Raw genomic sequence first — 15,549 nt, forward strand, 5'->3', positions numbered from 1 at the left:
ATCAGGCGACGAAGAAAACGCCGATCGCGACGAGGATGAACGCCGCTTTCAGACAGACGTTGACGACGATCACTTTCGTGCCGAACGACGCTCCCCAGATGCCGAACTGAAACGGGATCGAGCGCTTGACCGTCCCGATCGTCAGCGAGACGAGGCTGCCGACCAGCAGCGTAATCACCGCCTCCTCGGGCGTCAATACGTCACCGATCATGGGTGCGACGGTGATCGCGCCGGTCGTCGGATCGACCAGCGAGACGAGGATGACCGGCACCGCGGCCCCTGGCAGCCCCAACAGGCCAGCGATCGGCTCGAGCACCACACCTGGATCGTCGAGCCCGGCCGACGCGAACGCGGCGAGGATTTGGTCCGAGTACTCGAGGGCGACAAAGACCAGCGAGTAGACGATCGCGAGTCGGGGAACGATCGAACGCAGGCGCTCGTAAGTACTCAGGGCGGCAGCGGAGAGCTTCTCGCGGTTCGTCTGTGGCTCGTCGTCCTCGTCGGGCGTGTCGGGTTCGATTGCGGCGCCGTCGTAGTCGGCCCCCCGCAGGAAGAGGGCACCGGCAAGCAAGCCGACGAGCGTGATGGCAAGCGAGATACCGGCGCGGGCACCCACGTACATGAGCCCGACCTGCAGTCCGAGAATCGGGATGAGAACGGGCCCATAGTAGGTGAAAATGTGCTGGATGAAGCCGAAGAAGGTGTTGATGATGATGGCAATCAGCGTGGCTCGATCGTCGAGCAAGCCCTCCTCGCGAAACTCCGCGAGCATCCCATAGCCAGCGGTCACCGAGACCGCGTTGGTGAGAACGGCAGTGCCGACTTCCGGGGGAAGGTTCGCTGGCTCCGTCAGATACCGGCCCACGCGGGCGACGAGTTCGACCACGCCGTACTCCACTGCGAGGTTGGCCAGGCCGACACCCACCCCGATTAGGAGCGTGATCGTCACCACGCGCGGCAGCGCCTCCTCGAGCAAGACGGTGAGCAGCGACTCCACGACAACCGGTTCGAATTTCGAGGGGAAAGGGCCATCGGATCGAGCACGCCCAGCAGGTACCTTTTCCTTCAAACCAGTCGTCAAGACAGCTATGAGCGATAGCGATGTCCGCGTGGCTGCACTCTGTGGCAGTCTTCGCGATGGAAGTTACACCCGAATCGCGCTCGAGCAGGCGCTCTCAGCCGCCGAACGAGCTGGAGCCACCACAGAACTGCTCGACCTCCGCGAGTACGAGTTGCCGATCTTCGACGCGGATCGCGACCGAGAGGATGCGGGCGATGCAGCCGAGCTGGCGGCTCGCGTCCGCGCGGCCGACACGATCCTGCTCGGATCGCCGATGTATCACGGGTCGTTTTCCTCACCGCTGAAGACCGCGCTCGACTACTGTGGGTTCGACGAGTTCGAGGACAAGACCGTCGGCTTGCTCGCCGTCTCCGGCGGGGCCTTCCCCGTGACGGCGCTCGAGCATATGCGGTCGGTCTGTCGCGCGCTGAACGCGTGGGTCATTCCCCACGAGGCGGCGATCCCGAACGCGAGCGCCGCCATCGATGACGGCGAATTCGCCGATCCGAAACTCGAGACGCGGGTAACGACGCTGGGCAGGCGGGCGGTCCAGTATGCGACGATCGAGCCGGACCCGGGTTCCTTCGAGAGCGACCAGAACGTGGGTGCACAGGGGAAGTGAGACTGGTAGAGGGTGTGGTGGATCGGCGATCTCACATCAAAATCAAGTACCAAGAAGCCGCTGAAAGCGGTGCTGGTGAGCGAGGAACGCGAAGAGGCCGAACGCCAGCACGCCCAGATGAACGGCATCGAGCCGAAGCACGACCGTCGTCGAACCGACGGCAAGCGGCGACGAGGCGATCGCCCAGTCAGTAAACCAGGCGGTCGCGAGCAGCGTCGACGCGCCGACGGCCAGCAACAGCCCCGAAATAGCCAGTGTGACCGGCCAGCCATCGGTCGCCGGCTGTCTGAAGGTACGGCGCTCGAGGACGAACTGGCCGGTGAGAACCCCGGCGAACACGAGGGTCGCGACGGCAACACCGAGGGGATCGCCGATCAGTTCGGCCACGAGCAGCCAGACGATCCAGCCGGACGTGAGGACGACCGTCACGCCGAGTCGCCGCGGCTCCAGGAGATCACCGAGGTCGCTGACCGTCGCCCCGAAGATCCCCATTCTGAGCAGCGAGCCACAGAAAAGTACCCCAAGTCCTGCGAGCGCGGTCGCTGTCGTCCGCGGACCGATGACGAGGCTGAACCAGCACCCGACCGCGACGGTTTCGACGGCCGCCGCAGAGAGCGCGGCAGTAACGCCGACGACGCGCCGTCGCGCCGTTCGGCCGAGTACCTCGGGCTGGCGGAGGACACTCATGTGTGCATCCCTCTCAGGGAACCCTTTCGTTATGGAAGTCATTCCACGGAGATGGCGCGCGCTCGTCGTGCCGATGCAGCCTTATATGGCCGGAAGAACGGTGTTTACCGATCTGATACGACCAAACGACCGACGGCAACGCGTGTCTGATCCGTTAGCTTCCGTAAATGCGCTGTTTCTTCCCGCGCACGTGCTATGCCGTACGAGAACACAGCCCGTGTCTCGAGCGCGATCAGCCGTCCAGGCCACAGAACGGCTCTCGAGGGCGTTTTTGAACGGTGATCGAGACGCCGTTCGACGACGATCGGCCCGTTTGTTCGCGCACGATCGACCCGCCCGCCAGTTAACAAGTAGTTATACCGTCCGGTTTCGTGAGTAGTTCATGCATACGATACGACGAACACGGCCGACCGAGAGAAACGAGGGATAGAACTATATATAGGGGTGTGGTCGGAGCGGATTATGCCCGAGACGGAACAACAGGACGACACGCTGTCCGAGTTCATCGTCAAAGAAGCGGTTACGAGAGGCATGGAGACACCGATGCGCGAGACGATTCTCGAGGCCGTCGAGGAATCGGAGGGGGCTCGCTCAGGCGGGCGACTCCCGCTTGCAGGGATACTGTTCGGCCTCGGTGCGGCCGTTGGGTTTCTCCTCGGCCAGCAGTCACCGACGCTCGAGGAGACGCCGCTCGAGGACATTGAGGAGCCAGAGATCATCGAGGACGTCCGATCGACGACCGAGGAAACCGAGGAGACGACGGAAGCGATGACGGACGACACTGAATCCGACGCACCCTCGCGGCTGTCGCGACTGCTGCTCGCAGTGGGCGTGCTCGCGGGGGCCGCGATTCTCCGCCGGCGACTCAAATCGGACGAGGAAGAGGAGTGGGAACCGATCGAGGAGTTCGAGCCGGCGACCGACATCGAGGGCGAAACCGAGACGGACGAAGAAGCCGAGCTCGAGGCCGAAGAGATGGACGAGAGCGACGAAGAGTAACAGACAACCAGCTCGAACGGGGGCGACCGATCATCGTATTTTCTGTGCTGTGCGGCGTCTGACGAAGAAGCTAAGGGAGAGACGCCGACAGTGCAAGCCAATGGAGACCACTCACCGCGTCGTCGTCGGTGACTCACGCGCGCTCTCGGACGTGGCCGACGAGTCGGTCGAACTCGTCGTGACGTCGCCGCCGTATCCGATGATCGAGATGTGGGACGACCTCTTTACGGAGCTCGATCCCGCGATCGGCGATGCACTCGACGCCGGTGACGGCCACGCCGCCTTTGAGGCGATGCACGCTCAACTCGCAGCCGTCTGGGACGAACTCGAGCGAGTGCTGGTCGACGGCGGGATCGCCTGTATCAACGTCGGCGACGCGACCCGATCGGTCGACGGCAGTTTTCGGGTCTACCCCAACCACGCCCGCGTGCTCGCGGCGTTCGAAGAACGAGGATTCGACCCGCTGCCGGACGTGCTCTGGCGCAAACCGGCCAACAGCGCGGCCAAGTTCATGGGGAGCGGGATGATCCCGCCGAACGCCTACGTCACCCTCGAGCACGAGTACGTGCTGATCTTTCGAAAAGGGGGAACGCGCCGCGAGTTCGAGCCGGGTGCCGACCGGCGCTACGAGGCAGCCTACTTCTGGGAGGAACGCAACCGCTGGTTCTCGGACGTCTGGACCGACGTGACCGGCGAGTTGCAGTCGCTCGAGGCGGTCGACGACGAACTCCGGGAGCGGTCGGCAGCCTACCCCCTCGAGATCCCCTACCGGTTGATCTGTATGTACTCAGCCTACGGCGACACCGTCCTCGACCCCTTCTGGGGCACTGGGACGACCACGCTCGCAGCGATGTGTGCCGGCCGAAACTCGATCGGGGTCGAACTCGAGGAGGCGTTTCTCGAGGTGTTCGACGAGAGCATCGACGAGGTGCCGGCGCTCTCACGGTCGGTCGGCCGCGCACGCCTCGAGCGCCACCGGGAGTTCGTCGATCGTCGCCGCCAGGAAGGCAAGGGATTCGAGTACGAGGCCGACTACTACGACACGCCGGTCATCACCAAGATGGAACAGGGGATCAAACTGCGTGACGTACGGGCGATCGAGGCCCGTGACGACGGCTATTGGGTCGAACACGGCACGCTCACACCCGAATGAGAGTGGGAATCGACACGACCTTTTTACCGTCGCCGCGCCCACCAGTGGTATGGTTCACAGTCTCGAGGATGCCGAGACGACGCCCGAGTGCGTTCTCGTCGGGACGTCCGAGTGGATCCGGACGGCGACGACAGCGCTCGCGGACGAAGCAGTGACAGTCGCGGACGTCGTCTCGGTCCCGTCCGAACTCACGAACGACCGACTCGAGACAGCAGCGTGTGTGTTGACGGACGAACGTGCCGTACTCGCGGCCGTCGGCGGGACGTGTCCGGTGGTCTACGCGCTCGATTCGACGACTGACGAGTCGATCGACGCCGTACGGGCAGCGGGTGCAGCCGAAATCGTCGCGACACGATCCATCCAGGAGCCGCGGCTGCTCGCGTATCGGCTCCGGCGAACGCTCAAGGGGATCGAGGACGAGCGTGCGAAAATCGAGAACGAGCGAGCACTATCCGACCGTGTCCGGTATCAGACGGAACTCGACACGCTTCGCGACGCGACCAGTCGCCTGCTGTCGGCCGATTCGGAACCGGCCGCCTGCGAATCCCTCGTCGACGTCGCGGCCGACGTGCTTGCTCTCGACGCCATCGTCTATCGATTCGACGAGCAGGCCAACGAACTCCGTCCGGTAGTACACTCATCGGACTTCGAGTCGACAAGTGGTGCCCCGGCGTCGCTCCAGTCAACCGACAGTAGCATCTGGGAGACGTTCGTCACTGGCACCCCGTCGGTCTTCGACGACGTTCAAACGTCGCCAGCAGTTCCCGATGCGGCCGTCCCACACAGCGAACTCGCCGTTTCACTGGGTGAACACGGCGTGTTCGTCGCGGTCTCGAGCGATCCCGCCGGCTTCAGCGACGAACTCATCGCACTCGCAGAACTGTTCGCGACGACGACGAAAGCCGCGCTCGATCGCATCGGACAGGGACAGCGACTGCACGACTGCGAACACGAGCTCGAGCAGCACGCTCGTCGACTCGAGCTGCTCGACGCTGCGCTCGAGATGCGCCAGGAGGTCGAACAGGCCCTCCTGATGGCTGACTCCCGGACGGAGATCGAACGCAGCGTGTCGGCGCGTCTCGCTGACTGCGGGGCGTGTTCGCTGGTCTGGGCCGGCGAACCGGACGCAGACGGGAACAGCCTCACGCCGCGATCGCACGCCGGACACGAACGCGGCTACCTCGACGCGGTCACGGTCCCGACGGTCGACGAATCGACAGCCGAACCCGCGGGGCGAGCGGCTCAAACGCGAGCACCGGTCTACGTCGAGAACGTCGCAGACTCGGTCCACGACGGGGCGTGGCGCAGTGAAGCCCTCTCGCGAAACGTCCAGTGTGTGTACGCGATCCCGCTGGTTTACGACGGGTTTCTCTACGGCGTCCTGTCACTCTATGGGACCCAGCGGGACGCGTTCAGCGAGCCGTTTCGGTCGATGCTCGCGGACCTCGGCGGGACGATCGCGTACGCGATCGACGCCGTCAATCGGAAGCGCACGCTGGTCGACGGAGACCACACCGAAGTAGAACTCGAGGTCGCGGCGGACGCGACGCTGTGCCGGCTGGCTGCGTTCTTCGACGCACATGTGAGGTATGCGGGTGCGACGGCTCACGACGAGGGCCACGTCGTGTTCGCGGCCATCGACGGACCGATCGACGAGTCGCTCGAGGGTGAGGCTCGCACGACGATCGAGGGCGTCAGCGAGCTCGGCACGATCGCCGAACACGAAGACGAGACGGTGCTGCGGCTCCGGGTGGACGAGCCATCACTGGAGGTGATTACCGACTCCCACGGGGCACAGTTACGCGAGTTCGTGGCCGACGCGTCGGGAGGACGTGCACGCATCGGCGTCCCGAACGCGAGCGGCATTCGCGACATCGTCGCCGGAATCAGCCGGAGTGGCCCCGACGTGTCGATGATCGCACGTCGGTCGGTATCGACGGGGAGTCGCCGGACGGTCGCCACCCGTGCACGCAGTACCTTGCTCGAGACGCTCACCGATCGACAGCGAGAGGTCGTCGAGACGGCCTATCACGGCGGTTTTTTCGAGTGGCCCCGTCGGGCAAACGGCGAAGAGATCGCGACTACGCTGGAGATCTCCTCCCCTGCCTTTCACAAGCACGTTCGAGCCGTCGAACGGAAACTCTTCGCCGGGTTGTTCGAGGGGACGACCGATTCGGGGGTTAACTGATTAACCATCTGCTGTGGCGGCCCTTACACAGTTAACGAGTAGGTTCTTTACAACAACTCTTGAATCAGAAACCGACTTCCCACCGTACTGGGGGTACGTACAAGCCATGAGCAAGATGAGTTCACCATCACCGGCGACCGAGATTGGGGATCACTATTCTACACACTACGATCGACTCGGCGACGAACCGCTCAGCGTCGCCATCGCGGACGCCGTTGCAATATTCCTGAACGAAGACGTCACCGAGCTCGAACCCATTCACTACTCGATCAACGCCGACGCGCTCGAGCGGCTGTTCGAACCGCGCGCAAACGGTCTCCGGTCTACCGGCTCAGTGACCTTCGAGTACAGCGAGTGTCGGGTGACCGTCACGGGCGACGGCGAGATCCGCATCAAAGACAGCTAACGGCTCGAGGCCGACTGTCGGCTCGCTTCCTTCGATTTTCTGCCCGCGAGCCGAGCGTAACCCGTCGACACGTCGCTCTCCAGCCGAGACTGTCGGCCAACACGCTCTCCGATCGATCGCACGCGACCCGTCGTCGACTGCGTCGAGCCGTGGGCGCGGTCAGCACTGACGGGGTGCTGTCAGGGAGCATATAAACGGATCGGCCTCGAACGGACGGATATGCCACCTCGCATTCTCGTGCCGACCGACGGGAGTGAGTCCGCGACCGCTGCCCTCGAGCACACGCTCGACATCGCCAGCGAGCGGGACGCGACCGTCTACTTGCTCTACGTCGCGGACACGAACGAACCGAGTCTCACCCGGCTCGGCACCGAAGTCGTCGACACCCTCGAGCAAGAAGGTGAACAAATCGTCTCCGAGGCCGCAACTCTCGCGGAGGAACGCGGTGTCTCCGTCGTCACGGACGTCGTCCAAGGCGATCCCCGGCCGACAATCGTCGACTACGCCAGCGCCGACACGTTCGAGTTCGTCGCGATGGGAGCCCACGGGCGGCGCGGTCTGGGGGAATACGTCCTCGGAAGCGTCACGGATCACGTCGTGAACCGAAGTCCAGTGCCGGTGCTGACGGTTCGAGCGGCCGACGACGTGACACCACGGTATCCCTACGGCGACGTACTCGTTCCGACCGACGGAAGCGACCACGCGACGGCGGCGGTGACACTGGCATCGACGGTCGCCAACCGCACCGGTGCGACGCTTCACTTGCTGTCGATCGTCGACGAGATCCCGGAAGTAGGCGACACCGGATCGGCACCCCTCTCCGAGCAACTCGAGGAGAACATCCAGGCGATTCTCGACGATGCAGCGGCGATCGCGACACGAGTAGGCGTCGACGACGTCACGACCTCTATCGTGACCGGCTCGATGCCGCGGGAAGTCACGGCCTACGCCGACGGTGAAGGAATCGACCTCGTCGTGATGGGCACACACGGCCACACCGGTCTCGATCGGCACCTGCTCGGGAGTTTCACCGAGCGGGTGATTCGCACGTCATCGGTCCCCGTCCTCGCCACGCGAGCGGACGAGCAGGAGTAGTGCTATCGAACCTCATCATCGTCTGAACGGGGCTTCGAGTCGTCTCTCGCTGCCGAGGGGGGATTTCATACAGTGAGACGGACTCCTGTCAGTGGGTGCCGGCGCACCCGAAATCTGTCATGCGGGAGCGCCGGCAACCAATGACAGCAGACCGTATGAGCATCGTGATGACGTTCAACAACGTACTAATATCTCGATCAGGAAACAAAGAGCAATGCGTCCCCAAACGGCATGCCGAAACGGAATGGTGAGAATACCGTGACCGAACAATCGCTTCCGTCGTTCGAGCGAGTCCGGTCGGAAATAACGAGAAACCGGCTCCGGGCCACGTTCGTCGTTCTAATCTTGCTGTCTGCCGCTGTCGTCGCTAGCGCGGCAGGAGACGGCGTCTCGACGGCCTCGAAAGAAGACGTTCCGAACGCACCACCGACCGAGAACCACACGGTCGTCACCGAGTCGGGTCGTGCCGGGACGATTACCGCCTACCAGCCCAACGGAGAGGTCCTCTACTACAACAACTCGCGGACGAAATATTTCGACGTCGACCCCGTCGAAGGTGATCCGTTAACGGTCGAGTACGCCGCAACGGATACGATCCACACCGAAGGGGACAACTGTGGCGAGCCGCCGTGTGCCCGCAACGTCATCGAGCGCGCCGACCTCGAGACCGGCGAGGTCGAGGTGCTCTACGAGCGCTACGACTACAAGGAGAACGCCGGCGAGTGGCACGACGTCGACCGCATCAACGAGACCCACGTCGTCGTCGCCGATATCGTCGCGGATCAGGTGTTTATCGTCAATACCGAGACTGAAGTCGTCGATTGGCTCTGGGACGCCCAAAGCGACTTCCCCGTTGAGGGGGGCGGCTCGTACCCCAGCGACTGGGCCCACATCAACGACGTCGAGTACATCGAAGACGGGCAGATGGAAGGCCGGATCATGGTTAGTCTGCGCAATCAGGATCAGGTCGTCTTCCTCGATCAAGAAGAAGGGCTACTCGAGGACTGGACGCTCGGCTCGGAAAACGAGTACGACGTCCTCCACGAGCAGCACAACCCCGACTACATCCCCGAGAGTCAGGGCGGGCCAGCGATCGTCGTTGCTGACTCCGAAAACGCCCAGATCAAGGAGTTCCAGCGTGAAGACGGCGAGTGGAACCAGACCTGGCAGTGGGAAGACGATCAGATCCAGTGGCCACGGGACGCCGATCGGCTCCCGAACGGCAACACGCTGATCAGTGACACCCACGGCAACCGCGTCATCGAGGTCAACGAGTCCGGCGATATCGTCTGGGAGGTCGGCTCGTCGCTTCCCTACGAAGCCGAACGCCTCGAGACCGGCGACGAAAGCGAGGGCGGGCAGAGCGCCCAGGAGCTCGGCCTCGAGAACCGAACCGCAGCCGAGACCAGCAGCGGCGGCGGTGGCGGAGGCGGCTTCGGGTTCAGTCCCCTCGCGTTCCTCGGCGACCTCATCGAGTCGATCCTCCCACATCGGATCTACAACGCCTTGCTGTTCGTGAGTCCGGTCTGGATGGGGTCGACCGAGTTCGCCGCGATCGGCGTTGCACTGCTGTCGGGGCTCGCGTGGGCTGGCCTCGAGATCAGGTGGCAACTCCACGACGCCGGCGTCCGGTTCCGGCTGCCGGTCTACCGAAAGGGAAGTAACTAACCGGATTGACACGGTTCAGTAGTCTCCCATATTTTCGCTCACTGATCTCGGAGTAACTATACGAACCCTGCAGTCATTGCCGACGCGACCGCAGGCCGGTCGCGGTTGCACCGGTAACTCGGTCCAGTACCCGTAGAACCGTGTGTGTGAAGTCATTGATCGCGAGTCTGCGGTGGCATCCCAGCAGCTGCCCGGATATCCCGGTTCGAAGACGGGCGCTACAACGCCAGCAGGTGCCCGCCAAGAAGGTACAGCGCCGCGAGAATCGACTGAAAGGAGAGCGAGCCGATCGCCGACAGCGCGACGAACGCGCGGCCGTCCATCTCTGACAGCCCCGCCGGGACGGTCAACAGCCCGCGGACGAACAACATCGTGTTGCTCACGGCGACGGCCACCGCACCCCACCGATCGAACCAGCCGTCGAACCGCTCGAGTCGCGACTCGGTGACCGGAAACCAGCGCTTTTGGAGGACGTACTCCCGGCCAGCCCGGCGGACGAGACAAAACAGGCCGAACTGACCGACCGTCGTCCCGATGACCGCGAGAGCGATGATCGTCACCACTTTCGGCATCGACGAGCCGATCAGCGCCAGGGCAGCCGGGACGACGAGTTCGCTCGGCATAAACCGCAACAACATCGCACCCTCGAGGACGCAGATCCCGAAGAATACTGCAAGCGCGAGCTCCGACGTCAGCATCGACTCGAGCCAGGGCGGCGTCCCCTCGAGTTGCAACGGATACATAACCCGTGAGTAGTTCGTCCCGAATGTAAGCATTGTTGGTTCGTTTCGGTGACCCGATCACGATCGGACGCCGTCGGGTTCGACATCCATCGCTCCCGCGGCCGAAGAACATAAGCTATGTGGAGACACCGTCCAAAGCTGTCCCCAATGGAGACTGGACGAATACTGTTTCTTACGGGCGCGCTCGCGACCCACGGCGTCGTCGGCTATGCCCTCGTTGCTGGACTCACCGACGCTGACCCGCGACTCGGGTTCGTGTTCGGACTCGTCCCTGACGCCGACTTTCTCTTTCCTGCGACGTGGGGTTGGCCGCTCGTTCACCGTGGTCTCACCCACACACCTCTGTTCGCGCTGGCGCTCGTCGTCGGCAGCTATGCGGTCGGCCGTCGGCGGAGCCTCACGGCCGGTCGACGGGTCGCGCTCGCCGTCGGGCTGGCGCTCGGGTCGCATCTCGCGGTCGATTCGCTCTCGCCAAAGGGGATCGATCCGCTGTTCCCGCTTCGGACGAGTTGGAGCCCCGGACTGGCAGTCCATAGCCCGACCGCGACGGTGCTGCTCTGGGCTGCATCGATCGCCCTCCTCGCACGGAGCGCAGCCACGGAGCCATCAGGTCGGTAAGGGCCCAACAGGGAGTGCCCGAGACGGCGGGGAACGGCAGCCCAGCGTCGATCAGCCAGCTAGTGAGGTTAGATAGACAGCCACACCGTAAGACCCAGTGACGCGAACAGGGCACTCGAGCCGACGAGCAAAAACGCCCGATTGATACGGCTGTTCTTGGATTTGAACCACTCGAGCGTGACGTGGTACCGCCAGAGGGGTGCGAACGGGCTGATCCCCATCGGCGTCACGACATCACCAGCGAGGTGAGCGAGAATGCCACCGGTACCGACGACGACGCCGAACGCGAACGCAACCGGCGTCGCGGGGACGAGCAGCTCGGTCCCGACGCCGGCGATCAGTCCGACGAGGGCGGCAAACCAGACGGTGTGGGTCGGCCCGCGATGGCGTATCCGCGGCAGCGGCTGGTCGAGATCGGGAATGTTGGCGACGCCGACAGCCATGAGGGCACCGACGAGCGCCAGCTCGAGCGACCAGACGTGGCTCACGACGGGGAGAATCGGCGCATAGAGCAAGGCGTTGAATCCGGCATGGCCCTCCCGGTACATGATCGATCGGCCGACCGTCGGGGCCGGACGGCAATGATCCTGTCGGCCAGCAGCGGGTCACCGAACCGCACGGACGCCGAACGCCGACACCGACAGCCCGCCGATCAGAATCGGCATCCAGTAGATCGCACCCCGGAAGATGAGGACCGCTGCGGTGATGGCGGACGCTGGGATGCCGGTCGTCGGCACGAGCAGCGTGACGAACGCGGCCTCGATACTGCCGAGCCCACCCGGCAGCGGTGCAGCGCCCGCGAGGTTCGCGAGCGGGATGACAAAGAGCAGGACGTACGCCGAGACGTCGTACCCAATCGCGGCGAACGCCACTGTGAGCGCGGCCGTCTGAAAGAGCCAGCCACACAGCGACAGACCGATGATTGCGGCCAGTCGCCACCGGTCCGTCGCCACGCGTTCGATGTTCTCGAAGAACCGGCCCAGGCGGTCGGCGATGTCTTCCTCGAGCGTCTCGGAGTCGAAGCGCTCGAGTCCGAGCCGGCCGAGTCGTGGCGCGACGATTGCGGGGAGTCGCTCGACGATCGTCCGGTGGTACCGCCACACGAGCGCCATTACGAGGACGATGCCCGCGATCAGGACGATCGCCGAGCCGACGGCCGTCTCGAGGCGCTGGCCGATCGCCGCGGTGGTCGCGTAGTAGCCGACGCCCACGAGGATCAGCGCGATCGAGGGGACGACGTTGATGACGTCGACGGTCGCGATTCCGACGAGGCTGGTCTCGTAGCGGGCGTCGGCGGTCTTCGAGATGAGCAAGGCGGCGATCGGCTCGCCGCCGGCCTGCCCGAACGGAGTGACGTTGTTCGCGAAGACGGCTCCCGCATAGACGAGAAACGACTTGCCGACTGGGATCCCGATGCCGAGCGAGGCCAGCACGGTCCGCAACATTAGACTCCAGGCGGCCAGCCAGCCGAGCGCGAGCGCGAACGTCGCGACGACCAAGGAGGGCGTCGCCGACAGCAACGAGTCGAGAACGTCACGGACACCAACGAGGAAAAAGAGGATCGCGAAGGCCGCGACCGCGCCGGCGATTCCGATAACGAATGCCCGCCGATTGCGCTCGTCCATGGCGGGTATGGACCATCAGCAAACTTGAAACATCTGATTGGCACCGACGCAATCAGCGCGTATCGCGTCGGTCCCTTCAATCGATTTATTTGCGTGGAGAGAAGTGTAACCGGTAATGGACAGGACTCGCCAGTCGAACGTCCTCTTCGTCGTTCTGGATACGGTCCGGAAGGATCGCCTCGAGCCGTACGGGTACGAGCGGGCGACGACGCCGGAACTCTCGCGGTTTGCCGAGGAAGCGACCGTCTTCGAATCGGCGATTGCACCCGCGCCGTGGACGCTGCCGGTGCACGCCTCGCTGTTTACCGGCCTGTATCCGAGCCAGCACGGGGCCGATCAGGGGAGTCCGTACCTCGACGGTGATACGACGCTCGCGTCGGTCCTGTCGGCGGCCGGCTACGACACGGCGTGTTACTCCTCGAACGCCTGGATCACCCCCTACACCGGCCTCACCGACGGGTTCGACGCCCAGGACTCCTTCTTCGAGGTGCTGCCCGGCGACGTCCTCTCGGGGCCGCTCGCGAGTGCATGGCAGACGATCAACGACAACGACTACCTCCGTGATCTGGCATCGAAGCTCGTTCACCTCGGCGCGATGGCCCACTCGAAACTCGCCAGCGGCGAGAGTGCCGACTCGAAGACGCCGTCGGTCATCGACCGCACGAAGTCCTTCATCGACGATAGCGAGAGCGACGACGGCTGGTTCGCGTTCGTCAACCTGATGGACGCCCACCTGCCCTATTATCCGCCCGAGGAGTACCGCGAGGAGTTCGCTCCCGGCGTCGATCCCTCCGAGGTGTGCCAGAACTCGAAGGAGTTCAACTCGGGTGCACGGGACATCGACGACGAGGAGTGGGAGTCGATCCGCGGGCTCTACGACGCCGAGATCGCCCACATGGACGCCGAGCTCGGCCGCCTGTTCGACTGGCTGCGCGAGACCGGCCAGTGGGAGGACACGACCGTCGTCGTTGCCGCCGACCACGGCGAACTCCACGGCGAACACGACCTCTACGGCCACGAGTTCGCCCTCTACGACCAGCTCATCAACGTCCCGCTGCTGATCAAACACCCGGATCTCGAGGCCGACCGCCGCGACGATCTCGTCGAGTTGCTCGACTGCTATCACACGGTACTGGACGCGCTGAACGTCGATCCCGATACAGTGGACCTGCCGGACGACGACGGCGGAGTCGTCGCCCGCGATCCGACGCGCTCGCTGCTCGCCGACGAGTACCGTGCCTTCGACGAGGCTGCTGAGCTCGACGCTGGGCAACGGGCGGTTCTCGAGGGCGACGACGCGGCCGACTACGCGTTCGTCGAGTACGCCCAGCCGGTCATCGAACTGCACCACCTGGAGGAGAAAGCGGGCGAGGCCGGCATCGAGCTCCCCGATGACCACCGCGCGTACTCGCGGCTGCGGGCCGCCCGGAGCACGGATTCGAAGTACGTCCGTGCGGACCGGATCCCCGACGAGGGCTATCGCCTCGACGAGGACCCCGACGAGAAATCGCCCGTCGGGCCGGCTGACGACGAGGTCGTCGCCGCGACCGAACGCGCACTCGCCCGGTTCGAGGCAAACGTCGGCGGCGCGTGGGACGATCCGTCCGAGACCGATACCGACGACATCGACGCCCTCGAGGAAGCCGACGAAGAGACTCGCGACCGGCTTCGGGAGCTTGGCTATCTCGAGTAGCACATCGATTCGACGGTGAACTTGACCGACGGGAGAGCGTGTAGCTGGCGCGAAAATAGTGTTCTGAGTGACTTTCTGGGAACCAACAAGAATACATAGGTCGGCTCGCAAGGTAGCCGCAACGAATGGACGACCAGCACTTCCTCGAGTCGGAGTGGGACTACTGTCTCGTGCTGGATGCGTGTCGGTACGACGTGTTCAGCGAGGTCTACGACGAGTATCTCGACGGGACGCTGGAAAAGCGCTGGAGCGTCGGCTCGTCGACGCCGGAGTGGGCCTATCGGACCTTCACCGACGAACACGACATCGCGTACTTCTCGGGGAACCCGTTCATCAACGACCTCGGGATCCCGCTGAACGAACTCAAGTGGGGCGCCAGTTGTGACTACGAGTGGTCGGCCTCGAATCACATCAGCAACGTCTTCGACGTGTGGAAATCCGGCTGGGACGACGACCTCGGCACGGTTCCACCGGACAGTATCGGGGAGGCGTTCTACAACAACCAGGACGCCGTCGAGGAGGCCGACCGGACGGTGCTGCACTACATGCAGCCCCACGCACCCTACCTCGCCCGTGGCAAGGGACAGAAGCTCAAACAGATCCAGAAGGGGATCCGGAAACAGGAGGAAGCCGAGGAAAGCGACGACAGCGGCGGTGCGCTCGCCTCGCTCGGCGATACGCTCCGGCCGAAAGTCGAGGACAAACTCGAGGGCAGCGAACTCGCACAGAAGGCGGGACTGTGGCTCGAGCTCGATCCCACCGAGGTCGTCACGAACGGCACCCGCGAGGCAGCGATGGCCCTCTACGAGGAGAACCTGCGGATCGCCCTCGAGTCCGTCGCCGACCTCGTCGACGAACTCGACGGCACCGTCATCGTGACCGCAGACCACGGCGAAGCCTTCGGCGAAGAGGGCGTCTGGGAACACCACATCGAGACGCACATCCCGGCACTCATGGAAGTGCCGTGGCTCGAAGTCGAGTGAGACCGCCGC

15 protein-coding genes are annotated in these 15,549 nt (G+C 64.2%); 10 read left to right on the forward strand and 5 right to left on the reverse strand.

The window, feature by feature from the left end; genetic code table 11:
- Position 1: 1 nt before the first annotated feature.
- On the reverse strand, positions 2 to 997 hold the full coding sequence (locus ACFR99_RS11505; RefSeq protein ID WP_390287479.1) for a nucleoside recognition protein: 996 nt from the start codon (positions 995 to 997) through the stop codon (positions 2 to 4).
- Between the two features lie 91 nt (positions 998 to 1,088).
- On the opposite strand from ACFR99_RS11505, the gene ACFR99_RS11510 reads away from it, so the two are divergent.
- On the forward strand, positions 1,089 to 1,682 hold the full coding sequence (locus ACFR99_RS11510; protein ID WP_390287481.1) for an NADPH-dependent FMN reductase: 594 nt from the start codon (positions 1,089 to 1,091) through the stop codon (positions 1,680 to 1,682).
- Positions 1,683 to 1,724: 42 nt separating this feature from the next.
- Here the strand turns inward: ACFR99_RS11510 and ACFR99_RS11515 are convergent, their stop codons facing one another.
- The gene (locus ACFR99_RS11515) at positions 1,725 to 2,369 is read right to left on the reverse strand and encodes a hypothetical protein (protein ID WP_390287483.1); all 645 of its coding nucleotides are present in this window, start codon (positions 2,367 to 2,369) and stop codon (positions 1,725 to 1,727) included.
- Positions 2,370 to 2,831: 462 nt separating this feature from the next.
- On the opposite strand from ACFR99_RS11515, the gene ACFR99_RS11520 reads away from it, so the two are divergent.
- From ACFR99_RS11520 to ACFR99_RS11545, 6 genes are all read left to right on the forward strand, one after another.
- The gene (locus ACFR99_RS11520) at positions 2,832 to 3,368 is read left to right on the forward strand and encodes a hypothetical protein (RefSeq protein WP_390287485.1); all 537 of its coding nucleotides are present in this window, start codon (positions 2,832 to 2,834) and stop codon (positions 3,366 to 3,368) included.
- A gap of 100 nt (positions 3,369 to 3,468) precedes the next feature.
- On the forward strand, positions 3,469 to 4,521 hold the full coding sequence (locus ACFR99_RS11525) for a DNA-methyltransferase (RefSeq protein WP_390287487.1): 1,053 nt from the start codon (positions 3,469 to 3,471) through the stop codon (positions 4,519 to 4,521).
- 49 nt (positions 4,522 to 4,570) lie between these two features.
- A complete protein-coding gene (locus ACFR99_RS11530) occupies positions 4,571 to 6,709 on the forward strand; it encodes a GAF domain-containing protein (protein ID WP_390287489.1) in 2,139 nt (712 codons plus the stop codon).
- A gap of 106 nt (positions 6,710 to 6,815) precedes the next feature.
- Positions 6,816 to 7,115 (forward strand): HalOD1 output domain-containing protein, encoded by a 300-nt coding sequence (locus ACFR99_RS11535; protein ID WP_390287491.1) that lies wholly within the window; start codon positions 6,816 to 6,818, stop codon positions 7,113 to 7,115.
- 219 nt (positions 7,116 to 7,334) lie between these two features.
- A complete protein-coding gene (locus ACFR99_RS11540) occupies positions 7,335 to 8,210 on the forward strand; it encodes a universal stress protein (protein WP_390287493.1) in 876 nt (291 codons plus the stop codon).
- A 258-nt stretch (positions 8,211 to 8,468) separates the two neighbouring features.
- Entirely contained in the window at positions 8,469 to 9,878 is a 1,410-nt protein-coding gene (locus ACFR99_RS11545; RefSeq protein WP_390287495.1) for an arylsulfotransferase family protein, read from the forward strand.
- A 218-nt stretch (positions 9,879 to 10,096) separates the two neighbouring features.
- Here ACFR99_RS11545 and ACFR99_RS11550 read toward each other — a convergent pair whose 3' ends face one another.
- Positions 10,097 to 10,621 (reverse strand): DedA family protein, encoded by a 525-nt coding sequence (locus ACFR99_RS11550; RefSeq protein ID WP_390287497.1) that lies wholly within the window; start codon positions 10,619 to 10,621, stop codon positions 10,097 to 10,099.
- A 147-nt stretch (positions 10,622 to 10,768) separates the two neighbouring features.
- On the opposite strand from ACFR99_RS11550, the gene ACFR99_RS11555 reads away from it, so the two are divergent.
- Positions 10,769 to 11,239, forward strand: a complete 471-nt coding sequence (locus ACFR99_RS11555; RefSeq protein ID WP_390287499.1) for a metal-dependent hydrolase — start codon at positions 10,769 to 10,771, stop codon at positions 11,237 to 11,239.
- 68 nt (positions 11,240 to 11,307) lie between these two features.
- Here the strand turns inward: ACFR99_RS11555 and ACFR99_RS11560 are convergent, their stop codons facing one another.
- On the reverse strand, positions 11,308 to 11,787 hold the full coding sequence (locus ACFR99_RS11560; RefSeq protein ID WP_390287501.1) for a metal-dependent hydrolase: 480 nt from the start codon (positions 11,785 to 11,787) through the stop codon (positions 11,308 to 11,310).
- A 57-nt stretch (positions 11,788 to 11,844) separates the two neighbouring features.
- Complete coding sequence (locus ACFR99_RS11565; protein WP_390287503.1) at positions 11,845 to 12,864, reverse strand: lysylphosphatidylglycerol synthase transmembrane domain-containing protein; 1,020 nt, start codon at positions 12,862 to 12,864, stop codon at positions 11,845 to 11,847.
- Between the two features lie 115 nt (positions 12,865 to 12,979).
- Between ACFR99_RS11565 and ACFR99_RS11570 the strand changes: the two genes are divergently transcribed.
- Together ACFR99_RS11570 and ACFR99_RS11575 are read left to right on the forward strand one after the other, a co-directional pair.
- Positions 12,980 to 14,557: a sulfatase gene (locus ACFR99_RS11570; protein ID WP_390287505.1), complete on the forward strand. Its 1,578-nt coding sequence runs from the start codon at positions 12,980 to 12,982 to the stop codon at positions 14,555 to 14,557.
- Positions 14,558 to 14,682: 125 nt separating this feature from the next.
- A complete protein-coding gene (locus ACFR99_RS11575) occupies positions 14,683 to 15,540 on the forward strand; it encodes a hypothetical protein (protein ID WP_390287507.1) in 858 nt (285 codons plus the stop codon).
- The last annotated feature ends 9 nt before the right edge of the window (positions 15,541 to 15,549 follow it).

Origin of the sequence: Haloarchaeobius amylolyticus (assembly GCF_042678045.1) — an archaeon.
Taxonomy (GTDB): Archaea; Halobacteriota; Halobacteria; order Halobacteriales; family Natrialbaceae; genus Natrinema; species Natrinema amylolyticus_A.